Below are 25,889 nucleotides of genomic sequence, written 5' to 3'. Positions count from 1 at the left end.
AAAGTAAACAAAAGATAACGTTAAACGATGAAACATTTTAAGATCATGCGCTCCTTGCTCCTGTTTATCGCAGTTGTAGCGTCTTCTTGTGAGGAGGAAATACTGACCTCACCCTATGAGGACAGCGGAGCTCCAAAACCGATCACAAACGCAACCGTAGAAAATATTGCGGGCGGGGCCGTTATTAGCTATACGCTACCCGATGACCCCAATTTATTGTATGTAAAAGCGGAGTACGAAAGGCACGGCGAGATCGTTGCGTCGAAATCTTCTTTTTATAAAAAATCAGTACGTGTTGAGGGGCTGGGCGATACCAATCCGCGTGAAATTAAGCTTTATGCGGTGAGTCGTGGAGAGAAGGAATCCGAGCCAACAATGGTGACCATTAATCCACTCCCACCTTCTATTTTTGACGTAATGGAATCGTTGGTTATTAAGGAGTCCTTCGGAGGGATGAACGTACAGTTTTTAAATCCGGAGTCGACCGGTGAAACCCCCTACAATATTGTCATTGGTGTCGTGGCGTTTGACGAGGAACTGAAAGAATGGAGGGATGTTGATGCACATTACACGGGGCTGGCTAGCGGGGCATTTTCTGTTCGGGGGCTGGAAGCAGTAAAGCGGCAATTCGGTTTTTTCGTCAAAGATACGTGGGATAATGTCACTGACACAGTAGCGATGGAATTGACGCCGATATACGAAGAGGAGCTAGGCGCTCCCAGTTATGCCCGGGCGAAATTCCCGGTACCCCAGACTACTCCATTGCCAATCGACGGTTCACCAATAGCGGAGCCCGGTAATCTGGGTTCATGGCCGTTTGACAGATTGTTCGACGGGGTTATTGGTAACAACGGGTTTCATTCGAATGAGAAAAATCCCCTTCCCGCCTGGTTCGCGATGGATTTCGGCGAGAAGGTACGGCTAAGCCGATATAAAGTGTGGCAGCGGATGCACGACAATAATGAAACCTATTTCTATAGTCACGGAAATCCACATGAATGGGAAATTTGGGCAACCAACGACCCGAATGATGTGAATAGTTGGGTGTTGCTGGATCATCGGGTTATGGTGAAGCCCTCTGGCTTGCCCATCGGTCTGGTATCAAATGACGATGTGGAAACTGCCCGGAATGGCCATGAATATGAATTGCCCATAGAGACAGCCGCATATAGGTATATTGCATGGAAGCATATCGATAACTGGGCCTCTATCCAAGGGTCGCTTGGATTTCTTCACATGTCGGAGCTGAAGTTTTGGGGGCAGAAAGTAGACGAATAAGTATAATGTACTAGATAGCATAGTTATGAATATAAAACAGCATATCCGATATTTCTTTTTTTTCATGATGGGGGGGCTTTTGGTCTCCTGTGGAAAAATGGACGCTCCATACAATGAGTTTTTACAGGGCGGAGAGATTGTTTACAACGGCAAGGCTGAAATGTTACAGGCGTTTCCGGGTAATAACCGTATAAAACTGAAATGGTATATCATTTCAGACCCTAAAATAACACACGGCAAAATTTTCTGGAACAATCCGGCCCATATTGAAGGGGAGACGCCCATTCCCGGGCAACGGCCCGGGGGCAGGGATTCGCTGGAAGTGCGTATCCAGCGCAGTGCCGACACGGATTCCGTGGAAGTCATTATCGACAAACTGATAGAAGGCGTTTATACCTTTGACGTATATATGTATGATGACCTTGGCCATTCTTCGGTGAAGGCGGAAGTGATTTCCGATGTATATGGCACAGCATACCAAGCCACTGTGGCTAACCGGCCAATTGGTACGCTTCTGTTAGATACCATTGGCGAAAAGAGTGATTTGTATATTCCGTGGTTTGGCATCGCCCAGCAGGCGGTAGCGGTAGAGCTCCAGTATACGGATGTTTCGGGTGAGGCGAAAACAATGCAAATAACACAGAAGCCCCACCCGATTGATCCCCGAAGAGGTACGGTGTGGCAAGAGCGTGATACCATTTTTAATTATATGGAAGGAACGGGGTTCAAATACCGTACCGCCTACCTACCCGACCCCACTGCCATTGATACATTTTATACAGCGTATACCGATTTGCAAGCGGATGATATCGCCTATTTTATGCTTCCGCCACCGCCGGTTGAAGATGCAAATTTCGCCCTTGGTAAAAAGGTTACTTTCAGTAGCTCAAGCGGCCCGCTGACCGACGGCGACCGTACTACGGGAAGTGGCAGGTGGCAACCTAGCAGTGGTGAACGAGCCGACTTGAATGTGTGGTTTTATGTTGACCTTGGTGAAACAACGGAAATCAACACTGCAGGTCTCTATATTCCTAAAGATCCACATAAGGTGCCTTATTTTGAAATATTAACGACTACGGAAGCTGAGATAACCTCCAGCACGAAGTGGACACGCGCCTATGTGCAGTTCGAAGCCCCTCAGGCAGAAAACGTTATTACATTTCCTGCAATTGAAGCGCGATACGTAAAAGTGAGCTTGAATTTAGTAGCGGAGAATGCAAACATCAATGTCTCTGAGTTTGAACTCTATAACATACCATAATAACTTTGAATGTTGATATATACGAACAAAAGCGAAAGACATTCTTTTGTTCACTAAGTGAATAGAAATAATGAAATATTTGGTGGTTGCTAAATATTGAAAAGATTAATATCGAGTTTGAACGCTATAATATAATAGGTCTGAAAAACTAAGGCCGCAATACCGCGGCCTTAGTCTTTAAATCCCTAAGCTCAAGGCTGAAAATAAACAGGATATGATGCACTGGACACATTTTACACATTATTTGACCCTCTGAAGGCTCCCAGACCGGAGCCGAAGAACCTTTGTTAACACGACTGCCTATGAAGCAATTATTTATTATTATAAGTGCACTTATACTTAACCCCACTGCCTGTACAAAAAAGGATAAAAGCAGCATTGAAAGTGTAGAAAAAGCACCCGCGGCGGTGAGTGCATTAACGGTACATCCCGGAAGGGAGCGTGTAAAGCTCACTTGGAAGCAACCTGTTTCTGAAGAGGGGATAATGAACTATCAGGTATCCTGGAACAACGATGCAGATTCACTTAAAATAGCTGCTCCTTCAATAGACAGCGTAGGTGTTATGATACCCAATCTCGCTGAAGGTGATTACGCCTTTCTAGTGCATTCATACAATGCTAAAGGAGTTAGATCACAAGGTGTTGCTATCAGCGGAAAGGTTTATGGCAGTCAATACGAGTTGGGCCTAGTAGGCCGCCCCATAGACTATGCATTTTTTAATGATGCGACGAGCGCTGTTACAATCAACTGGAAGGCTGCTTTGGGAGACGCAATAGCCTCTGAATTAAAATTTACCGACAACAGTGATATGCAGCAAACAATACTTGTTTTGAAAGCTGAGATGAGTACCGTGCTCTCGGCATATAAGCCTGGAAGCGATTTTACCTACCGAACATTATATAAGCCTCGTGGAGCAATAGACACGTTCTATACGGCCTATGAAATCGTTACCGTAATTGAATCTGATGACGAGGACGGTAAGTATAGCAGTATGGTTACGCTGGAAGCTGACGGTCCGGGAAACACCTATGAATTACTTGGCAGTGTGCTGGGAGGTTCGCCGGAAGAAACTCCCGACTGCGGCCATACGGATTTTGGCAGACACATCACAGAAGAATTTAATACGGAACTCAATAAACATGTATTTGCTTTTTTTGCGCATACCGCTTTCGATGATGATCGCTGCGGAGCCACAGACCGGCAGCGGACGGAGATTAAGACCTACAGTCCTTCACCCGCAGCTGTAAAGGCATTTAATGGCGATGAAATGATCTTCAAATGGAAGTTTAAACTAGCGGACGGTTTCCAGCCTTCTTCGTCTTTTACACATATCCATCAAATCAAGGCCGGAGATGGCACGAATGCTGGGTCGCCGTTAATTACGATTACGCCACGCTATGGAAATCCGGATAAATTGGAAATCATCCATACCGGGAACACCGGAGCAACGTCACTGAATAAGGTACATACTGTGAATTTGGAAGCGTTTAAGGGAGCCTGGATAGAAGCGGTGGAGAAAATCAAATTCGGTGCACATGGCACCTACTCCATCGTACTGAGAAGAGTAAGCGACGGCACCGAGCTGCTATCCTACGAAAACAATGATATTGACCTTTGGCGTTCGGCTGCTACGTTTATACGGCCTAAATGGGGTATTTACCGTAGCTTGAATAACAAGGAAAGGTTACGAGATGAGAAAGTTCTTTTTGCCGATTTTGTAATCGGTAAAAAGTAACAGATTTAAAATGTGAAGATTGTCTATATGATTAAAGCTATGCATAATTTGAAATTGATATTGACATTGACCGCTGTAGCCTTCGCGGTATTTGTTCGGGCGCAACCTGTTACAATCAGTAGTCCGGATACTGCTGTGACGCTACAGGTAATGAGCGCTGAAGGACAGTTGACCTATACTGTGCAGTATGCCGGTAAGTCCGTAATCGATCGATCCCGCTTGGGGATGGTCGTCGATGGGGTAGACTTGGGAAAAAGCGTACGTTTGGGTGAAGTGGAATCTTACGCGGGTGAAAGGACCTACCCGATGCGGGGCAAGCATTCGCAAGCTACGGACGCCCACCGTGGAGCACGGATCACCATCCGTAACGAGTCGAATAATACGGCGTACCAACTTGACGTACGTGTATTTAACGATGGGGTAGCATTCCGATACATACTGCCCGGCAGCGGGGAGCGCCAACTCACGGCCGAATCGACGTCATTTGCCGTAGTTGACGGAAGTACGGTGTGGCATCACGGTATCACTGCCATGCATTATGAAGAAAAGCACCAGCAAAGTGATGTCAATGCGATTGTTGCAGGTACATGGGTGGCCCCGCCGATGACGGTAAAGTTGCCGGATGGCAGGGGTTTCGCGGCGATTACTGAGTCGGGCATTATCCAGGCAACGGGCGAAAATTTTCCGGGGATGGCATTGGAGGCCACTGGGCAGCGAGTTTTTGAAGCGCGTTTGGGCCATGAACATCCGGCAAATTTCCCATATGTATTGCGTTACGGCGAAGAAGACCATCAAAGGCTTACGGAGCCACCACTATTGCACGGAACCATTGAATCGCCATGGCGCATCGTTATGATCGGCCAAGACCTCAATACGCTGTTTCACAATGACATCGTACAGCATGTTGCGCCCGCACCGGATCCCAACGTATTTCCAAATGGTTTTGACGAGGCATGGATGAAGCCTGGCCGCGCCGTGTGGGGGTATCTTACGGACGAACCTCGGACACTGGCCGGAATGAAAAATTTATCCAAGCTGGCCGGTGACTTGGGGTTTGAATATCATGTGGTAGAAGGCCATTGGCAGCGATGGAGTATCTCCGAGCGGAAGGAATTGGTTGACTATTCCAATCAGTATGGAGTGAAACTGTTGTTCTGGAAGCACTCAAAAGACATCAGAGACCCCGAAGCCCGACATGAGTTTTTCAAGCATTTGCATGAACTTGGTGTGGCTGGGGCTAAGATTGATTTCTTCGATCATGAGGCCAAGGAGATTATTGACCTTTATGCGGCCTGTTTGAAGGAAGCGGCTCATTATCAACTCGTCCTTAATTTTCACGGCGCTTACAAACCTGCGGGCGAATCGATTACTTGGCCCAATGAAATGACCCGCGAAGCCATTCTCGGTTTTGAGATGCGGGGTCCATGGGCCATACACAACACAACACTCCCATTTACCAGGATGCTGGCCGGCCACGCCGACTATACGCCGCTTCATTTCGGTGATCGTCGGGCAGAGACGTCAGAAACGCATCAGGTAGCCAGTGCTATCGTTTTACAGGCACCTCTGCTGATCTACGCGGCACACCCGCAAGAGATGCTCGACCACCCTGCCGTAGCGGTGATTAAGCAGATCCCAACGGTGTGGGATGAAACCATTGTGCTTCCAGGAAGTGAAATCGGTGAGGTTGCGGCGTTTGCCCGGAGAAGTGGCGATAAATGGTTCATTTCGGTCATGAACGGCGAGCAGTCGCGTTTTTTGAAAATCGATCTTCCATTCCTCGGCCCGGGCGAGCACAAGATAACCATGGTACGTGATAAGCAGCCGGAGTCGGCGATGGTATCATTGGTACGCAAACGTCGGTCTTTCGGCGCGCAGCAGGGGGTATTAATTGATGACGAGACGATTGCCCACAACGAGTCGTTGTTTGTTGAGTTGGTTGCAGGTGGTGGTTTCGTTGCGGTTATTGAGTAAGGTGAAGGGCTATGAGGAATAGGTCTAATCGATTGTTTTTAAGCGTGCTGGCCACTATGTTCGTGGCTGTTGTACACGCCCAATCCAATGCTACGGCCGATTTGGCAAAAAGCGAGTGGGTCAGCTTGGATGCCAACGATAAGTTGCAATACCAACGGTTGCCACAAGGCGACCAGATTATGGATTTTTCACATGCCGGCTATAAGGGCGGAGGGATAGCGCTGCCTGATGTTCCTGTCCGTGTTTCTGTAAAACCTTCCGGAACAGGAGATGATACGAAGACTATCCAGGCCGCAATAGACCAGGTTTCGGCCATGCAACCGGATAAATACGGATTCCGTGGCGCTGTGTTATTAACTCCGGGTACGTTTACCTGTTCAGAGACAATCACTATTACGACGAGCGGCGTGGTGTTGCGCGGCAGCGGCACAGGTAATGAAGGGCCGGCCAGCACCATTCAGATGGCTGGCGGCAAACATACAGCCATTGTAGTGAGCAGGCCACGCAATCGCGGAGCAGGAGGTGTTACTGAATCCGCTAGAACGGTGTTGACCGACCGTTATGTGCCTTCGGGATCGGTGATGTTTGCGGTCGAGAACGCGGCTGACCTGGCTGTGGGTGATACCATCCAACTCCGGCGACCGGTGACCAAGGCCTGGCTTGAATTTATGGAAATGGACAATCTGGTCCGGGATGGCAAGCCCCAAATCTGGATACGTGAAGGTACCCGAACGGTTGCGGAGCGGCGAATTAGCGCAGTAGATGGCAACCGGATCACAGTCGATGTTCCGTTGTCTGATTCGTACGATGCTGTTTACCTGAATCCGCCGGGCACGGAAGTTGTCAAAATCAGTGATTCTCACCGGCTTAATCAATGTGCGGTTGAATACCTGCACATCGTTTCGCCGCCACAGCCTTTTAATCATACGCAGCAACTGTATGCCGCCGTAAGGTTAAACGGCGAAGACTGCTGGATGCGCCAAGTACGCATTGAAGAAACGATGAATAGCGTCAGCATAGGCGGCCAGCGGATTACACTACAGGAAGTATCGGTAGTCCGGAAGGCACGGCACGAGGGGTCTTCCAAACCCTCGGAGTTTTCGCCCAATGGTGGCCAAGTGTTACTCGATCGCTGTTCGGTAGAGGGAGACAATGTGTGGTTTGCTGCGACGGGTGGCGGTATATCAGGTCCAATCGTGTTGCTCAATTGCACATTTAAGGGAAACGGCCGTATTGAAGGACATCAGCGATGGACTACCGGTATCTTGTTGGATAATTGTCATCTTCCCAATGGCGGCATCGATTTCAAGAACAGGGGATCCATGGGATCGGGACATGGGTGGGGAACGGGTTGGTCGGTAGCATGGAACTGTGTAGCGAAATCGTACGTAGTACAGCGACCGCCCGGAACCCATAATTGGGCCATTGGGTGTATCGGTGAAAGCACCCCACTTCCACGCCCATTCGATCGGTCGCCCCTGCTACCAGAGGGTTCATTTGATGCTCACGGCACACCCGTTGCGCCGCGAAGCCTCTACTTAGCACAGTTGGAGGAGCGATTGGGAAAGCAGGCATTAATTAACATTGGCTATCCATAATGATAAACCTGATTGCGCTGCCAATGCCCCTTACCATTAAGCCAATATCCCTGATCTAAGCGATATTGTTTGTTTATAAATTTGACAGATAATGTGTCTCAGTCTATGATGGAAAATATCAGGTTTTCTCCCTTTTTTGTCTTTATGCTATTCCACTTCAATTTATCTGCAAATGTCGTAGTGAATAGCCCTGATGGAAAAATTGAGTTTAAGATTTCTGTCGTTGAGCAAACGATTAGTTATTCAGTAAATTTTTTGAAAAATCCAGTTATCGAAATATCCCCTATGCATATGATACTGGATGGGGAAGATTTGTGTGACCATGCTGAACTCGGTCGCGCAGAAAAATATTCGGTGGATGAAAAATATCCGACAAGAGGTGTGCATTCCTTAGCGATAAATAGATGTAACGGAGTGAAAATTCCCATTATCGCTAAAAATAACACCAAATATTTTATTGAAGTCCGAACGTATAACGATGGTGTAGCCTTTCGGTTCATTATTCCCGGCGACCATCAGTGTCGCATTCCTGATGAAGCAACGGCTTTTAATCTCCCCACTTCATCGACCGTCTGGTACCACGATTTTTATTGGCATTATGAGGGTGTGCATTTAAAGAAAGATGTTTCGGAAATAGGAAAAGAGGAGTGGGCAGCTCTACCATTAACATACCGATTACCTTCAGGCCACTATGCCGCTATCAGTGAAGCCGATTTGAGAAACTACGCTGGTTTGGCCTTGCAGGCTGATGGTAGGGGAGGGTTTACAACAAGACTTGGTCATACGCAACCTTCTTCCTATCCTTTTGCACATGATTATACATTGGAAGATGCGATTCGTTTATCAAAAATAGCAGCAATCGAAGGGAACATCACTACACCATGGCGGACCGTTACCATTGGTGCCGACTTAAATACGTTGGTAAACTCAAACTTGCTTACCAATCTATCGCCTCCGCCGAGCAATGTGCTTTTTCCAAATGGACTTGAAACAGATTGGATAAGACCCGGCCGCTCGGTTTGGGCTTGGTTGGATGGTGGCGAGCGTACCACAGAGGGAATGAAAGAGTTTTCCAGGCTAGCTGGAGAACTGGGGTTTGAATACAATACGGTTGACGCTTTTTGGAGCAGGTGGACGGACGCGCAAATTAAAGACCTGGTCGATTACTCTGCCAAACAAGGTGTCAAGATTTGGCTATGGCAGCATGGCAGGAACATACAGAATCGCGATGAACGTCGTCAATTTTTTAAACGTTGCCATGATTTGGGAGTTGTTGGAGTAAAACTGGATGCATTTTCTAACGAGTCCAAGGAATTCATAGACCTTTATCAGGATTGTTTGAAAGATGCTGCTGAGTTTAAGTTAATGGTGAATTTTCATGGGAATAATAAGCCAAGTGGAGAATCCAGGAGCTGGCCGAATGAGATGACCCGTGAAGGTATTAGGGGGTTGGAGTACGGTAGGAATCAAGATGCCTGGGCGGTACATAATACCACGTTACCATTTACTCGTTTACTTGCGGGGCACGGAGATTACACACCGGTTATTTTTGGTGAACGACGTTTGGAAACAACGTGGGCCCATCAGGTAGCGACAGCAATCATTTTCACCTCACCGGTACTCATATTCGGGGCAAACCCAAATAGCTTGCTCGAGAATCCTGCCGTAAACGTAATTAAAGACATCCATGGTTCTTGGGATGAGACGTATGTTTTACCAATTAGCGAAGTCGGGGAGCTAGCGGCATTTGCCAGAAGAAAAGGAGATACCTGGTTCCTGGCAATCTTGAACGGAGAAGCCGCGAAGCGATACCAGGTTCCACTTACTTTCTTGGAAGAAGGAAATTGGTATGAAGGGACGGTATTAAGTGATAGAGCAAGTAATCCCGCATCCCTAAAAGTAGACAAAGTTTTTAGCCGATCCACGGATGATATACCTGTTCATCTAAGTGCCGCTGGCGGATTCGTAGTGCGGTTTAAAAAGACCAAACAATAACTTTCTGTGATCATGTTTAAAATTTATTGAAATGATAAAACGAAGTGTAAAATTAATCAAACCCTATATGAGACTTTTTACAACACTCATTCTTTTGCTGCTTTTGACGACCAGTCAACTATTGGCATCCATTGTTACACAGTTCACCGTTAGGGGGAATGTCTCAGATGATCAAGGCGTTTTATCCGGGGTATCGATCAAAGTCAAAGAAACCGCTAGCGCTACGGTTAGTGATCAAAACGGAAACTATGAAATAAATGTGCCTGCAAATGCCACGCTGGTGTTTAGTTTTTTGGGTTACATTCAACAAGAGGTTGCAGTTAATGACCAGTCCGTTATCAATATCATTTTAGCGCCGGATTTAAGGCAACTGGAAGATGTGGTGGTTACAGGTTATCGTACGCAAACCCGGGGGAGTATAACCGGGTCGGTGTCGTCCGTTAATAGTTCGGACTTTAAGGATACGCCGGTTGACAACCTTTCTAATGCGTTGTCTGGCAGGCTGTCGGGGGTCACCATAACACAAGCCGCTGGAACCCCGGGAATGGAGTCTTCTATTCGGGTACGGGCACAAGGTACATTTAACAATGCCGATCCGCTATATGTTATCGATGGCATTGTAAGTGATAAATTCGCATTCGATGGGTTAGGGCCAACGGAAGTGGAGAGCATCACCGTATTGAAAGATGGGGCTTCAGCCGCAATTTATGGTTCGAGAGCGGCCAATGGCGTTATTTTGGTGACTACAAAAAGAGGCAAGGAGGGTGCGCCTCGGTTGTCATATAGCGGTTTGGTGGGCGTGCAAACGCCAACAAAGCTTCCTAAGACGTTAAATGCATACGAACATGCTTCTCAAATAAACCATCAATTAAAATATACGAATGTGCCAACCACCGACGCTAGGTATTATACGCAGGATGAGTTGGATTATTTTAAAACGAACTCTTGGGATTGGGTGGAGGAAATGTGGAAGGACCCACTAACTACTCAACATTCGTTGGACGTGAGTGGGGGAACATCCACGGTACGGTATTTCTTGGGGGGGTCATATAATTATGCCACAGGTACTTTCGATAATGTAGGTTACAAAAAGTTGAATTTACGAGGCAATGTGGATGTTTCAATAACGAAACACCTTAAAGTTTCTCTTGATTTAAATACAGACAAGCGAAATACGAATGGACCAAGCTGGGATATCAACAATTGGCGGTTGGAAGACCTGTACAAGGCCTTATTGCTAAGATCGAGTATGGTACCTCCATATATCAATGGGCAGCCTGTAGGTAATTGGGTAGAATGGCATCCGGGTGTTGTGCTCGATCGCGGCTCAGCCGGATACAACGATAGGGAATGGAACGGACTCAATTATACCGTAGCGTTAAATTATAAAGTGCCATTTATTGAGGGGTTAAGTGCGAAAGTCTCCTATAACAAGTATAATAGAAATCGGTATATCAAGCAGTTTAACCTACCGTATAACATGACACTCTTCAATACCCTGGGCGAACACAATCACATCGTGGGAGATCAGGCGGTCGGTATAAGACCGCGGGCAGCGGCCGAATTTTTACAGTCGAGATATGACAAGGGTGACCGGTACCAATTTAATGCCCAACTCAATTATACTCGGAGTTTCGATAAGCATAATATTGATGCGTTGCTGGTCTATGAGCAGGCAGAAGAAAGCGACTTGTATTTTAGTGGTCGTAGGGATGATTTTATCTCTGCTAAAATCGACCAGTATGTCGGAGGTAGCAATGTGAATTCTACTGTGAATGGGTCTGAAAGTGAGCTGGCCAGACTGTCTTATGTTGGGCTGATCGGTTATAATTATGCGCAGAAATATCTTTTAGAAGCCTCATTCCGTTACGACGGGTCAGTCATTTTCGCACCGGAAAAGCGCTGGGGATTTTTTCCTTCCATTTCTGCGGGATGGCGGATTTCAGAAGAGTCTTTTTTTAACGAAAACGGATTTGTAAATGACCTTAAATTGAGAGCGTCTGTCGGTGTACTGGGGAATGATGCAGTAGGCAACTTTCAGTGGTTACAATCATACAATATCGTGCCGGGAGCCATTTTCGATCAGGCAACGTTCGGCTTGGAACAGGGTGTTCTCGCTAATAGGGGGATAACCTGGGAAAAGTCATTATCGTACAATGGAGGAGTCGACGCTCAGTTTTTGGACAATAAGTTCAATATCAAAATCGATGGATTTTTTAGGCACACATATGACATCCTTGGATCGCGGCAATTAAGCCTTCCAAGTACATTAGGAGCTGCTATGCCTGATGAGAATTATCAAGAAATCGATTCCCGAGGTTTTGAGATCGAATTGGGGTATGCAAACCAGACTGGAAATTCCGATAAATCAATCGCTTACTTTGTGCGAGGAAACTTTGGGTATGCAACCAATAAAGTAACCAAGTTGGACGAAGCAGAGAATATACGGCCTTACCTGTCGAAAATAGGCCGCCCGGTGAATGGGATTTTAGGATATGTAGCTAGCGGTATCCTACGCACACAGGCTGATCTGGATGCCTTACCCGAGGGTTATACCATCTTAGGTGTGGCTCCCCAACTTGGAATGTTAAACTACAAAGATCTTAGAGGGCCGAATTCAGATTCACCCGACGGCCGGATTACTTCAGACGATCGGATGTATATTTCTGACTATCGTATTCCTCCGATGAATTTCGGACTGTCTTTCGGTGCTTCCTTCGGTGCCTTCAGTGTTGATGTACTGCTGCAAGGGGTTGCTGGCGGTAACGCTATGTTGCCCACATCTGGAAGGGATATCCAAGCACGAGCGGAGGAGTCTTCATTTGCCTATTGGGCCGATAGCTGGTCTCCCGAAAATCCAAATGGAGAATACCCCGGATATCGGGTAACGGGTTACCGTACACGTTTTGACGAATCAACTTTCTGGCTTCAAGATCTTACTTTTTTGCGGTTTAAAAACATAAATATTTCATATAGCCTGCCACAAGGAATACTTAAGGGAATCAATGTGAAAAGTACAAGGATATTTTTCACAGGATCGAATCTTTTCATGCTGTATAGCGGCAATAAAATTTATGATGCAGAGATGAATAACATTCAATCGTATCCCATGATGGCAACGTATTCTTTCGGATTAAATATCGGACTATAATTCAAACTGTTTTTATTATGAAATTCTATAAATTTATATATATAACGCTGGTTGGTTGCCTCCTGAGCGGTTGCGAAAAGATTTTAGATAAGAAAGACCTCGGTAAAATAGGTGAAGCGGACAATGTATGGAATGACCTTGATCTGGCAACAGCTTACGTCAATCGGATACACGCGCAATGCTTGCCGGAATGGAATACGTCAAACGCAGGTATTTCTGACGAAACCGCTGGAGGCGGAAGCTATATGTACGGGCAATTAACGGAAAATTCGGTCGACTATTGGCCCTATGATCATATCAGAAGAATCAACATTTTATTGGCGGAGATTGATCAAGGTACCCTAGAAGATGCAGATAAACAATGGCTAAAAGGCCAAGCACTGTTTTTCAGGGCGTGGGAATATTTCGAGATGGTTAAATTATATGGGGGGGTGCCGCTCATTCTCGAGCCCCAGCAATTGACAGATGATTTGTTGGTGAAAAGAAGCAGCACTTCTGAATGTATGCAACAAATCATTGCAGATTTGGATTTAGCAATCGAATACCTGCCGGCGGTCTCCCAGGGTTCGGCCGAGAATAACGGCCGGGTACATAAAGGAACGGCTCTGGCCGTAAAGGGAAGGATATTATTATATTATGCTAGCCCGCAGTTTGATCCTGATCAGGATGCGACTGACCGTTGGCAGGCGGCCTATGATGCTAATTTTGAGGCCAAAGCATTCTTGGAAAGTATGGGATTCGGCTTGTATCCCAGCTTCTCCGAGCTATGGTTTGAAGAAATGAATAAGGAGAGTGTTTTTGTGAGAAGATATCAGTACTCCCCAAGCGATCCGGCCAGTTATAATAACTGGGCAGCTGCCACTCGTCCACTGGATGTCTCGCAAGGCTCTACCGGTGGCAATCGGCCGACATGGGATATTGTGCAAGCTTTCCCAATGAAAGATGGGAAAGCTATTGATGATCTCGCCTCTGATTATGCATACGACCCCGACTACTTTTGGCTGAATCGTGACCCCCGTTTTAACCAGACAATCGTTTATAATGGGAGCTTGTGGGAACTTGGGATGTCTGCAAGACAGAGTGGACGGATTCAATGGACGTATATTGGGTCTGAACAAAACAGCCCTACCCCTTCAGGTTTTTATACGCGAAAAGCGATAGATGAGAATCAGAGTGCCATCCAAGCATTCAACAGCAGTACGGATTGGATTGAACTTCGATTTGCAGAAGTTTTACTCAACCTGGCTGAAGCAGCAAACGAGATTGGTAAAATCGAAGAAGCGTATACGGAGATAACGGCATTGAGAGCGAGGGCAGGAATCGAATCGGGCACCGATAGTAGGTATGGTTTAGCCGATGGGATGAATATTGCTCAGATGCGGGATGCGATTATGTTGGAGCGAAAGATTGAATTTGCCTTTGAGAATAAACGTTATTGGGACTTAAGAAGGAGAAGGTTGTTCGAAGATGAATTAAATGGGACCCGTCGCTATGGGCTCACCATTACATTGAAAGTCCCGACGGACCAATGGAACGCGGTGCGCAATTCAATGACTTCGCAAGAGCTCATCAGTCATTTGAATACGAATTATACAGACTACTTCGAGAGCGCACCGAAGCTTCTGGATACGCAGTTTGACATCAATTGGAAGCCGGAGTACTACTTTTTTGCCATCCCGGCTGAGCATTTACAATTGAATAGTAACCTGGAACAAACAAGTGGCTGGCCGGGAGGAACGTTTAATCCTTTGTTATAAAACAACACTAGCAGCAAACATTCATTATGAGAAAGGCGATTGGCATCGCGGGGTGTCTCCTCTCAGCTACTTTAACAATCTATGCCCAGCAACAGGCTACCTTGTGGGACGAGTATGTGCTGGCTTACAAAACGGGTACATCCGCTACTTTGCCTGATTTTTCCTACGCCGGCTACCACTTTTCGGAGGAAGAGATTCCTGATGTCTCAAACCGCAAACACTTCGATGTGACCCGCTATGGCGCCGTCCCGGATGACGATCTACCTGATGAAGCGGGTATCCAGGCGGCAATAGACGCGGCCCAAGCTCATCCGGGCGGAGGAGTTGTGTTTTTTCCCCCGGGAAGGTTCTTGGTGTCTGCCGATACGGCCAGTCGCCGTCAACTTCATGTCAATTCAAGCAACATCGTGTTGAAAGGTAGCGGTAGCGGTCCGGGAGGAACAGAAATCTATCAGGCCAACATTTGGGTGGGGCGCCGGCTGTTCCTCTTCCAGCCCGCTAATAGCCGGTCCAAACGATTGACAACGGTGGTAAGCGATGCGGCCAGAGGAAGTTTTTGGGTGGATGTGGAAGATGGGAGCGGCCTCCGCCCCGGACAACACGTTGTGCTTAGACACCGCAGCGAAGCGTTTACAAGAAAATATTTCGGACAATTACCACTCAAACCAAAGTGGGATCGGTTGTTTGGTCCCCGGGGAGGGATGCAGATTCAGGAGATACACGTTATTGAGCAGGTGCAGGAAAACCGTATACGCTTCAAGAATCCCATCCAGTTTGATCTCACCTTGGTAGATGCGGCGCCATTCGAGCTGCATGCCTTCGAATCGATAGCCGAATGTGGTGTAGAAGATATCCTGTTTACCAGTAATTGGCGCAGCTACCCGGAAGATTTTGTGCACCACAAGGACGCCATTCACGACAGTGGTTATATGGCCCTGGGGATGGAAAATGTCCGGAATAGTTGGATACGGAATTGTGAATTCCGCGATTGGAACGATGCAATCCATATCCGGGCGGGCTTTGCCGTTACCGTGGAGGATGTCATCTTCAGCGGGAAAAAAGGTCACACGTCCGTCCATGCGCGCAGCGGCTACGGCGTGTTGATTAAAAACTGCCATTTCAACGGTGCGCACCACCATGGGCCAGGAATAGGGTACGGGGCGGTATCATCGGTTATCACACGTTGCACGCTCGGCGAGGATCAGAACATCGATATCCATTCGGGGCAACCTTATGCTAATCTGTTTGATGATATTGATGGCGGGATATTTGCCAACCTTGGCGGGCCGGAGCCCGGTTTTCCGCACCACGGAAAACAATTGGTGCTATGGAATTTTAAACACAGCTCATCGCGTGACCGGCACTATAACTTTTGGGATATGGAACGAAGGCGTAATTATACCATTGCTCGCCCGATTTTGGTGGGGTTTCAATCCAATAGGCAGGTCATCTTTGAAAACGAACAAATTAATCAATTGTTCGGCGAGGAGGTCCGCCCGCTATCCTTGTTTGAGGCCCAGTTAAAATTGCGGCTAAACCGTGAATAGTTCCGGAAGCCAAATGATCCACAATGAAAGGAATTATAATGCACCCAATCAGTTTGTTTATAGCCCTGTTTCTTCCATGCCTTTCGGTCGCGGATGCTATCATCAAGCCCAAAAAGCGGGCAACGCATGTCATTGCAATCAAAAAAGACACACTGGTGACCATTGTTGGGAAAACCTATGCATATACGGTAGATAGCGCTCCCGGTGAAGGACTTGTTTTAATCGCACCCAACGTCGATGTTCTTTTATCCCAGCTTGCATCCGCAGATGGTACCCGGCAACGATACCAAGTCACGAATCGTAGCGGAAGCCCTAAAAGCCAGGGTGAACTAGAGCCAGGCGACGTATTGGAGGTCTTGGACGATAGTGGAAAACTACGAAAAAAATTCTACATTAAATCCCACCCCGCGGCCCTCGGCGGTAAGCTTCACTTGGTACCGCAGCAAGTAACGGCGAATGCCTCGGTTGATTTAGTCTTATCTTTTACGGCAGGCCAGCGCAGCCCTGATGCGACGGTTTATTTTGACCTCCCCACAGGTATCCACCCGACCCCGGAGAATACTACCGTAAATGTAATTGGCCGCGGTGAGGTTCTCTTGGCGGAAATGGAACGGCAGCCCATCGGGCGGACCGGTACAAATTATAGCTACCAACATGTAGGGTCTGCGGTTATTGAAGACAAGGTAGGTGGTGGGCGTAGGTTGGTGCTGAGCGGATTGGATCTACGTCCGGCCAATGGTGACGACGTTGTCGTCACTATCCGAGATGTGAAATTTTCAACTCCCGGTAGATTCTGGATCCGGGCGGGTTACTCCATTACCGAACCGCAAAATCTCAACAGCCCCGGTATCGGTGCAGAAACGGCAGAATTGGTGGTTTCGAATACCATCTCCAACTTTGAGCGGGTCGTTGACCGGAAACGTACCTATGTGGAAACCCTTGATACCTATACATCAACGCGGTTCAAATGGAAAGCCACACGAGGCACATGTGTAAAACTGATGCAGTCGTTGGATAACGGTAAGACGTGGGAAGAAGCCAAAGCTAAAATCGACACAAAAAATGGTTCCGCCGGGATTTCAGGATTGACACCGGATACGTTATACACCTTCAGGCTGGTCGTGGAGAATGGTCCGCACGCAGGGCCTTCCAATAGCGTGCGATTCTTTTCGGGCAAAATGGACGTGAAACGGTTTGGCGCTTCGGGCAACGGTGTCAGCGATGACACAGAACACATCAACCTCGCGATCGATTCAATCAGCAGGCTGGGAGGCGGCACCCTGTTTTTCAGCGAAGGGATTTATCCCGTACGTACTGTACACCTGAAAAGCAACGTGTACCTGTATATAAGCGCCCAGGCGGTAATCAAGGCATTGAAAGGTACCGATGCGCCGGAAACAACGTGGTTCAGCGACCGGGCCTATCGTTCGGGATTATCCCCGACCGACACAGGTCCCTATGAAGAACCTGAAAATTGGTTAACCAAACAAGATGTGGGGCACACCTATTTCCGGAACACGCTATTTTTCGGGGAGCGGCTTGATAACATAAAGATCATCGGGAATGGGCGGATTACGGGCGATGGCAACCTGGTGACCAGCGACCGGGTGATGAATAATGCACCCGATAACCGGGCTGACAAAATGTTTACCTTTAAGCTTTGTACGAATATCGAAATCGGGGGACTACATACGCAAGATGACCTTTGGTACGATGAGGTCCTTGACGAACCTTATTATATTAACGAACGGAATGAAAAGCGAACCGATTTATCAAACATGCTGCATATCGATCGCGGCGGCCACTTTGTATTATTGGCCACCGGCACGGATAGTATCCACGTACATGACACCTATTTTGCAAAACATCATGCGGGGAATGCCCGTGACATCTATGATTTCATGGGGTGCAACGAGGTGACAGTAACTAACATTTATTCCAAAGTAAGTTCAGACGATATCGTGAAACTTGGCTCGGATTGCTCGTTAGGCTTTACCCGCAAAGCGAAAAATTACTGGGTACGGAATATTATCGGCGATACAAACTGCAACCTTTTCCAAATTGGATCGGAAACGGCCGATGACATTAGCGATGTTTATGTAGATAATATCTACGTGCTGGGAGCAAATAAGGCTGGGTTTTCCATCTCCACCAACGACGGCGGCCATGTGCGAAATATTTTCTTGAATAGCGGGCGTACCGGCCGCATCCACTCGCGCTCTAAGATGCTCCGGACTACAACACCGTTTTTCCTCTCAATATCTAACCGGGGACGCGTATTGGGTGCTGAAGTGACACGGCAGAAATTCATGGAAAATGGTGCTTTACGGGATGAGTTGTTGGTGACGAACGTGGATATCGGCGTGGTTGATAATATTGTTATTAATGGTGTGGATGTCACTGAATTATATGGCGGTAGCTCATACCGGGATAATGACATCCGTTGGAAGCCGTATGATGGCTCACAACGCAGGGCTGCGCCGATCATTGCGGGTTATCGACTACCTCGTGCTGGAGCTGTCGTTGAAGGGGCGTCTTTTCGTCTGCCTAACGGCCGGCACACAGGTTTTGTAACCAATGTGAAGTTCAGCGACGTACATATCCTAACCAAAGGAGGAAACCCGCTCTCCGATACCACGCAGCGGCCACCCGAGTTGGGTGTAGGCCAGTATAATGTATCCAACCTGCGTGTACAGCCTTCCTACGGTTTTTGGGCTCGGCACGTAAAAAACCTCGAATTGACCGATTGCACATTTAATTATGAAGAACAGGATGGTCGATATGCACTATTCCTGAAGAACGTACACGGAGCGAAGCTAACTGGTATTGAAACTGTAACCATGGGGGGCAACGACAGTCCGGTTGCAGCAATGGGATCGGTGGATATATCAATTTCTGACAGCCAGAATTATCAAAGAAACTGGGGGGAATCACCCCAGCCCCTTACCGTAACAGCATTAAGAGACCATGATGAATAACGTTATGCCTAAAATCAACCAATCTATGCTACGGCGCAGATTATTCGTCTTGCCCCTATTTGCGATACTATTTTATCATGGATGTGCTTTGGGAGATGGGGCAGCCTATCCTACTCCCGTCGTCGACTCGTTGCTTCGGCTATGGTATAAACAGCCGGCCGGAAATTGGAACGAAGCGCTCCCCGTTGGCAATGGTAGGCTCGGCGCCATGGTCTATGGTGGCACTCAGTTGGATGAATTGCAACTCAACGAAGCTTTCCTATGGTCAGGCGGTCCGCGGGAAACCAATAATCCGCGTGCGGCGGAAGTGCTTCCTGAGATCCGCCGGGCGCTATTCGAGGAAGACTACCTTCGTGGCGACACGTTGGCTAAGAAGATGTTGGGTCCGTATTCTGCGCGGTATCTCACCTTGGGGAGTATGTTGTTCGATCACGACCTGCAAAAGGGCGGTGTAACCAACTATCATCGGCAACTTGATCTGAATACGGCAGTTGCCCGAACGTCATTTGAGGTCGGGGAGACTATATTCACCCGGGAGGTTTTTAGCAGTTATCCCGACCAGTTGATTGTGATACGGTTTACCGCTTCCACCCCCAATGCCCTATCGTTTAATACACGGTTTAAGAACCCAATGCCACATCAGCTTACCAGTTTGACAGATGATCACTTGGTCATGAGCGGGAAGTGCCCCGAGTATGTTGCCCATCGGAGTTATGACAAACGTCAAATCGAGTATGCACAAAATCCGGATGGACAAGGGATCAACTACGAGGTGCATGTAAAAGCCATGGTCAATGGAGGTAGTGTGAGAACCGATACACTGGGGATGGAAGTGAAAGATGCCACGGAAGTGGTCTTGCTGGTTTCTGTGGGGACCAGTTACAACGGACCTTTCAACCACCCGGGAAAGGACGGCAAAGACCCGGCTGCGGAAGCTGAAAAACACCTCACCGCATCCAAAGGGAAATCGTATGACACATTGTTGAAAAGTCACATAACAGATTACAACACGCTGTTCAGCCGTGTACGGTTAAATTTAGGGGCCGATTCAGCGACGCTCCTGCCCACCGATACCCGGTTGGTGCAATATACCGCCGCTGGCGGATACCGCGACCCGCAACTCACCACTTTGCTGTTTCAATACGGCCGATACTTGATGATTGCCGGGTCCAGGTCGGGTGGGCCGGCGATGAATCTACAAGGGATATGGAATAATAAAATGCAACCGCCCTGGGGGTCTAATTATACAACCAACATCAACACCGAGATGAACTATTGGCCCGCTGAAGTGACCAATTTGTCGGAGTGTGCCGAACCTTTAATAGACTTCATTGGCCAGCTGGCCAAAAACGGGGCGAAAACCGCACGGATAAATTACGGCGCAAGAGGCTGGACGGCACATCACAATACGGATATATGGGCCGATACCTCCCCAGCGGGTGGAGCCGATTGGGGAGACCCCTCCGGGCAGCCGCGTTGGGCCATCTGGCCGATGGCCGGTGGATGGTTCTGCCGCCACCTGTGGGAGCACTATCAATATACGGGCAATCTAGACTTTCTGCGGGATAATGCCTATCCCCTCATGAAGGGTGCGGCAACCTTTATGCTCGATTGGCTCGTTAAGGATGGTCAGGGGAGGTGGGTGACTAACCCGTCGACGTCGCCCGAAAATTCATTCCGCGTAAATGGTAAACGTGTCGGTTCGGTAAGCATTGCTTCTACGATGGATCTAAGCATCATCCAAGACCTGTTTGATTTTACGATCCGTAGCGCCCGCATCCTGGATAGGGATAAGGCTTTTGCCGATTCGTTGCAGTCTGTATTGAAGGACCTCCATCCGCTTCAGGTTGGGCAGTATGGGCAATTGCAGGAATGGTACAAAGATTGGGACGACCCGGAGGATAAGCATCGCCATCTATCCCATCTTTACGGGCTGCATCCTGCCGGCTTCATCGCCACACGAACACGGCCACAGCTGGCAGCCGCAGCGAAACGTAGCCTGCTGATGCGGGGCGACGGCGGTACGGGGTGGTCGAAAGCATGGAAAGTTAATTGGTGGGCACGGCTCGAAGATGGAAACCATGCCTATGAAATGCTAAATAAACAACTGTTTTTAACCACCGAAACCGGCATTAGCGTAGATGAACATTCCGGCGGCTCTTACCTGAATTTACTGGACGCCCACCCCCCTTTTCAGATAGATGGGAATTTCGGCGTGACTGCGGGTATTGCCGAGATGTTGCTGCAAAGCCACGATGGCACAGTTTACCTCTTGCCTGCCTTGCCCGATGCATGGGCCGACGGAAATGTGAGTGGCCTTAAGGCACGGGGAGGCTTTGTGGTGGATATGGAGTGGAATGATGGAAAACTAGTTGGTGCCCGAGTATATAGTGACGTGGGAGGTACATGCCGCGTCCGTACCAAACAACCGGTAGACGGCATGGATGCAGTTTTCAAAGCGGCACTCAGCAAGCAAACGAATCCATTTCTTGTCGGGGCGCAACCTGTAAACGCGGTCATCAACCATGAGTCGCAACTACCCCAGCTCTCGCTTGAACCGGTGTGGGAATATGATATCCAATTAGAGGCAGGCAAAACCGTAACCTTAAAATTCTGACGATGAAGATAAAATGCATAGTAGGGAGCCTATTGTTCCTGACGCTATTAGCAAATACCGCTGCAATAGCGCAGTCAAACGAACTATCGAAGGATGAACGCATGAAATGGTGGCGGGAAGCCCGATTTGGCATGTTTATTCATTGGGGTGTATATTCCCAGTGGGGGGGCGTGTACCATGGGCACCGGCAGGCACGTGGTGGTGCCGAATGGATCATGAACCGGAGCAAAATTCCGATGCTCGAATATCAAGAGCGTGCAAAAAGCTTTAACCCAATCCACTACGACCCGGACTATTGGGTGCAGTTGGCCAAAGCCGCGGGCATGAAATACCTGATCATCACCGCCAAACACCATGACGGGTTTGCACTATTTGACACGAAAGCGAGCACCTGGGATATCGTGGATGCCACGGTGTATGGAAAGGATCTCCTGGCGCCGCTGGCCGAGGCCTGCAGGAAGCACGGTATCAAGCTCGGGTTTTACTATTCGCAGTCCCAAGACTGGAATAATCCCGGCGGCGCTACCGCCAGGAAGGTCATGGCAGAGGGATGGCCAAATCCCGATAGTGCCGCGATCGATGCCTACACCAAAGCCAACGGCGGGCATTGGGACCCGATGCAGCAAACCAAAACGTTTGACCAATATGTGAACGACGTGGGGCTACCGCAGGTGAAGGAGTTGCTGACAAACTACGGCGATATCGCAGTCCTGTGGTGGGATACACCGATGGGTATTACCGACGAACAGGCAATCAGTTACCAGCAATTGCTGACGTTGCAGCCCCATATCATTACCAACGATCGGTTGAAGCGCCCTAATTTTCCGGGCGATACCGGTACGCCCGAGCAAAAAATACCCGATCCTGACGAATTGGATGGTCGCGACTGGGAAACCTGTATGACCATGAACGGCTCATGGGGGTACAAGAGCTGGGATCATAATTGGAAGTCAGCACGGACCCTCATCCGCAACCTGATTGACATTGCCTCTAAAGGGGGAAACTATCTACTGAATATCGGACCAAAAGAAGATGGAACATTGCCGGCTGAAAGTGTGGAACGGTTGCAACAGATAGGCCAATGGATGGAGGTGAACGGAGAGTCGATTTACGGCACGCAAATAAGCCCCCTCCTGCCGATGGATTGGGGCCGGTGTACCTCAAAGAAAGACGATGACCAAACCATCCTCTACCTCCACGTATTCGATTGGCCGACCGACCAGCAGCTTACGTTGCCGGGGCTGACGAACCGGGTGCTCGCCGCCGAGCTACTGGGGAGCGATATTCCCATGCGTTATAAGCAAATGGGTGACGGGGTGCACCTTTTCACACCTGTGCAGGCACCTGACAGCGACGCCAGCGTGATCAAGCTCACGGTACGTGGTGAAGTTGCCAACCAACGGACGATTCCCCAAGGGAAGGAAATGAAAACAGGAGCCTTAGATACCGAGTAAAACGTACAGCATGTTAGTTAGAAAATTTGTAATCAGTTACTTTCTTATTGTAGCGATTTTATCAGCGTACGCGCAGGAGTCACGCCGCCTCACTACGGACTGGGAGTTTGTAAAGCACGATTTGGGAGGTGTATGGGAAGCCGTGAGACCCTTTAACCCGGGAAGCCCCGAATCGGTTCCCATCTGGAGTACGGTTATACTCCCTCATTGCTACAACGCGCTCGATGCGGTCGATCCTGATGTGAACTACTACCAAGGTCCGGCATGGTATCGAACACAACTAAGGCTGCACAACCCATATGAAAACGGCCGTGTTTTACTGCATTTTGAAGGGGCAGGCCAGAAAACCGAAGTTTACATCTATACTACCAAAGTTGGCGAACACGTTGGCGGTTATGACGAATGGACGGTCGATATTACAGCGGCGGTTGACGCGTTTAAAGCAACTTCGGTATATAAGGAGCAGTTTAAAGGAAAAATCCCAGTGAGCATCCGTACGGACAACTCACGCGATTTGGAACTTATACCTTCCGACATGTCCGATTTCAATGTTTATGGTGGTCTATACCGCCACGTCAATCTGGTCTACACACCACAGCTAGCTATCGACAAGGTATTCGCAGATGCCGCTGTTGACGAAGGGGGGCGCCGAGGTACTGTAAAAATCCGCACACGGTTCCGTAACCCCGATGGGTTGCGGCAAGCAACGGTGAACGTACGGCTATCGGACCACGGGGGGCAGGAGGTAGCATCGCTGCGGCAGTTGGTTGAACTTGGCAGCACAGATCAGGAAATCGGTGAGCTAACGGTAGCTATGCCAACCCTTTGGCACCCAGATAGCCCACAGTTATATGCGTTGACTGTCCAGGTAATAGCGGACAATATCAACTATACACATCAGCAAAAGATTGGCTTCCGATATTTTCAATTTGTTGATAAGGGGCCCTTTAAGTTGAATGGAAAGCGCTTGCTGCTCAGGGGAACCCACCGCCATGAAGACCATGCCGGTGTGGGTGCGGCGATGACCGACGAGCAGATACTGGAAGAGATGGTGATGATGAAAGCGATGGGCGTCAATTTTATCCGATTGGGGCACTACCAGCAATCGCGCATCGTTTTGAATGCCTGTGATAGCTTGGGTATCCTGGTTTGGGAGGAGATTCCCTGGTGCCGTGGCGGCTTAGGGGGCGATGCCTACCAGCGGCAAGCAAAGCGAATGCTCACCAACATGATCGAACAGCATTACAACCACCCATCCGTTATTATTTGGGGGGTAGGCAACGAGAACGATTGGCCGGGCGACTTTACGGTATTCGAACAGGAGGCAATACGCGAGTTTATGAACGAGTTGAATGACCTTTCGCACCGCCTAGACCCGAGTCGAAAGACGGCCATCCGGCGATGTGATTTCTGCAAGGATATCGTAGACGTCTATTCGCCATCGATATGGGCGGGCTGGTATCGCGGCATATATACCGACTACAAGCATGTTTCGCGTAAGGAGTTTGAACGGGTTCCTCATTTCCTGCACGTGGAATGGGGTGGTGATAGCCATGCGCGCCGCCACGCAGAAAATCCAGATAACGGCTTGGAAGCGATTGCCTCGGGGAACAGCGCCGACGAACGGCTCGGCGATGCTTCATTGTTCGGCGGTGCTGCCCGTGCATCAAAAGACGGTAATTGGAGTGAAAGCTATATCTGTAACCTCATTGACTGGCATCTGAAAGAACAGGAAACGATGCCATGGCTCACGGGAACGGCCTATTGGCCCTTCAAGGATTTCTCCACACCGCTTCGGCCCGACAACCCGGTACCTTACGTGAATCAAAAGGGAGTAGTGGAGCGCAACCTGGAAAAAAAGGAAGCCTACTATGTTTTCCAATCCTATTGGACCGAGAAGCCGATGGTCCGGATCTATGGACATACCTGGCCGATTCGATGGGGATTTGCAAACGAGCAGAAGCAGGTGAAAGTTTACTCCAACTGCGATGAGGCAGAATTGTTTCTGAATGGCGTGAGCCAAGGTGTACGGAAACGAAACAGCCAGGATTTCCCTGCCGCCGGACTGCGCTGGAACGTGAATTTCAATGAAGGGATCAATACCTTGACGGTATCTGCGTGGAAAGATGGCGTAAGGGTGCAAGACTCACTGGTACAACAGTACCAAACCGACGTTTGGGGAGAACCATCCAAGCTATTACTACAAACGGTGACGCGTGTCGATGAGACGGTTACCGTCTTAGCCGAATTGGTGGATAGCAACGGAGTGCGTTGCTTGGATGCCGACGACTACGTTCGTTTTTCATTGGCGGGGCCAGGGCATTTGCTGGATCACCTCGGCACATCCGATGGGTCCAATAAAGTTCAGCTGTACAACGGCCGGGCGATGATAACAGTGGCTACAGGCTCACAGCCCTGTGTGGTGGCGGTTGCCTGCGAGAATGTCCAACCCGCTTTTTTAACGATACCGTGATACGACCGAGTTAACTTCCGCCCGCAATGAAATCCTGGATTTTTTATAGATTTTATCTTCCCCAATGAAT

13 protein-coding genes are annotated in these 25,889 nt (G+C 48.6%); all 13 read left to right on the top strand.

Features of this window, described 5'->3' with window-relative positions:
• Positions 1–27 precede the first annotated feature (27 nt).
• The 13 genes from NGM62_RS10780 (at position 28) to NGM62_RS10720 (ending at position 25,819) form a co-directional block, all read left to right on the top strand.
• Positions 28–1,278 (top strand): DUF4959 domain-containing protein, encoded by a 1,251-nt coding sequence (locus NGM62_RS10780; protein WP_262247892.1) that lies wholly within the window; start codon positions 28–30, stop codon positions 1,276–1,278.
• Positions 1,279–1,303: 25 nt separating this feature from the next.
• Positions 1,304–2,539, top strand: coding sequence for a DUF4998 domain-containing protein (locus NGM62_RS10775; protein ID WP_262247889.1), 1,236 nt, complete (start codon positions 1,304–1,306; stop codon positions 2,537–2,539).
• 302 nt (positions 2,540–2,841) lie between these two features.
• Positions 2,842–4,275 carry a DUF4998 domain-containing protein gene (locus NGM62_RS10770; RefSeq protein WP_262247886.1) on the top strand — a complete coding sequence of 478 codons (1,434 nt, stop codon included), beginning with the start codon at positions 2,842–2,844 and terminating at the stop codon, positions 4,273–4,275.
• A gap of 39 nt (positions 4,276–4,314) precedes the next feature.
• On the top strand, positions 4,315–6,249 hold the full coding sequence (locus NGM62_RS10765; protein ID WP_262247884.1) for a glycoside hydrolase family 97 protein: 1,935 nt from the start codon (positions 4,315–4,317) through the stop codon (positions 6,247–6,249).
• An 11-nt stretch (positions 6,250–6,260) separates the two neighbouring features.
• Positions 6,261–7,847, top strand: coding sequence for a hypothetical protein (locus NGM62_RS10760; protein WP_262247883.1), 1,587 nt, complete (start codon positions 6,261–6,263; stop codon positions 7,845–7,847).
• Between the two features lie 105 nt (positions 7,848–7,952).
• On the top strand, positions 7,953–9,842 hold the full coding sequence (locus tag NGM62_RS10755; protein WP_262247880.1) for a glycoside hydrolase family 97 protein: 1,890 nt from the start codon (positions 7,953–7,955) through the stop codon (positions 9,840–9,842).
• Positions 9,843–9,909: 67 nt separating this feature from the next.
• Complete coding sequence (locus tag NGM62_RS10750) at positions 9,910–12,993, top strand: SusC/RagA family TonB-linked outer membrane protein (RefSeq protein ID WP_262247879.1); 3,084 nt, start codon at positions 9,910–9,912, stop codon at positions 12,991–12,993.
• Between the two features lie 17 nt (positions 12,994–13,010).
• On the top strand, positions 13,011–14,750 hold the full coding sequence (locus NGM62_RS10745) for a RagB/SusD family nutrient uptake outer membrane protein (RefSeq protein WP_262247877.1): 1,740 nt from the start codon (positions 13,011–13,013) through the stop codon (positions 14,748–14,750).
• Between the two features lie 26 nt (positions 14,751–14,776).
• Positions 14,777–16,297: a DUF4955 domain-containing protein gene (locus NGM62_RS10740; RefSeq protein WP_262247875.1), complete on the top strand. Its 1,521-nt coding sequence runs from the start codon at positions 14,777–14,779 to the stop codon at positions 16,295–16,297.
• A gap of 23 nt (positions 16,298–16,320) precedes the next feature.
• On the top strand, positions 16,321–19,275 hold the full coding sequence (locus NGM62_RS10735; protein ID WP_262247873.1) for a glycosyl hydrolase family 28-related protein: 2,955 nt from the start codon (positions 16,321–16,323) through the stop codon (positions 19,273–19,275).
• Positions 19,265–21,892, top strand: coding sequence for a glycoside hydrolase family 95 protein (locus NGM62_RS10730; protein WP_262247869.1), 2,628 nt, complete (start codon positions 19,265–19,267; stop codon positions 21,890–21,892). The genes NGM62_RS10735 and NGM62_RS10730 overlap by 11 nt, the downstream gene beginning before the upstream one ends.
• Positions 21,893–21,894: 2 nt before the next feature.
• Positions 21,895–23,346: an alpha-L-fucosidase gene (locus tag NGM62_RS10725; protein WP_262247868.1), complete on the top strand. Its 1,452-nt coding sequence runs from the start codon at positions 21,895–21,897 to the stop codon at positions 23,344–23,346.
• A 10-nt stretch (positions 23,347–23,356) separates the two neighbouring features.
• Positions 23,357–25,819, top strand: coding sequence for a glycoside hydrolase family 2 protein (locus NGM62_RS10720; protein WP_262247866.1), 2,463 nt, complete (start codon positions 23,357–23,359; stop codon positions 25,817–25,819).
• Positions 25,820–25,889 lie beyond the last annotated feature (70 nt).

Source organism: Parapedobacter soli (assembly GCF_025460835.1).
Classification (GTDB): domain Bacteria; phylum Bacteroidota; class Bacteroidia; order Sphingobacteriales; family Sphingobacteriaceae; genus Parapedobacter; species Parapedobacter soli.
Note: the sequence above shows the minus strand (reverse complement) of the source record. Positions and strands in the feature narration are given on the sequence as shown.

Bases quoted from the DNA above. Each gene is read 5' to 3' on its own strand.
- NGM62_RS10735 (WP_262247873.1), top strand. From the start codon at position 16,321: ATGAAAGGAATTATAATGCACCCAATCAGTTTGTTTATAGCCCTGTTT.
- NGM62_RS10770 (WP_262247886.1), top strand. From the start codon at position 2,842: ATGAAGCAATTATTTATTATTATAAGTGCACTTATACTTAACCCCACT.
- NGM62_RS10720 (WP_262247866.1), top strand. From the start codon at position 23,357: ATGTTAGTTAGAAAATTTGTAATCAGTTACTTTCTTATTGTAGCGATT.
- NGM62_RS10750 (WP_262247879.1), top strand. From the start codon at position 9,910: ATGAGACTTTTTACAACACTCATTCTTTTGCTGCTTTTGACGACCAGT.
- NGM62_RS10755 (WP_262247880.1), top strand. From the start codon at position 7,953: ATGATGGAAAATATCAGGTTTTCTCCCTTTTTTGTCTTTATGCTATTC.
- NGM62_RS10765 (WP_262247884.1), top strand. From the start codon at position 4,315: ATGCATAATTTGAAATTGATATTGACATTGACCGCTGTAGCCTTCGCG.
- NGM62_RS10730 (WP_262247869.1), top strand. From the start codon at position 19,265: ATGATGAATAACGTTATGCCTAAAATCAACCAATCTATGCTACGGCGC.
- NGM62_RS10780 (WP_262247892.1), top strand. From the start codon at position 28: ATGAAACATTTTAAGATCATGCGCTCCTTGCTCCTGTTTATCGCAGTT.
- NGM62_RS10775 (WP_262247889.1), top strand. From the start codon at position 1,304: ATGAATATAAAACAGCATATCCGATATTTCTTTTTTTTCATGATGGGG.
- NGM62_RS10760 (WP_262247883.1), top strand. From the start codon at position 6,261: ATGAGGAATAGGTCTAATCGATTGTTTTTAAGCGTGCTGGCCACTATG.
- NGM62_RS10725 (WP_262247868.1), top strand. From the start codon at position 21,895: ATGAAGATAAAATGCATAGTAGGGAGCCTATTGTTCCTGACGCTATTA.
- NGM62_RS10740 (WP_262247875.1), top strand. From the start codon at position 14,777: ATGAGAAAGGCGATTGGCATCGCGGGGTGTCTCCTCTCAGCTACTTTA.
- NGM62_RS10745 (WP_262247877.1), top strand. From the start codon at position 13,011: ATGAAATTCTATAAATTTATATATATAACGCTGGTTGGTTGCCTCCTG.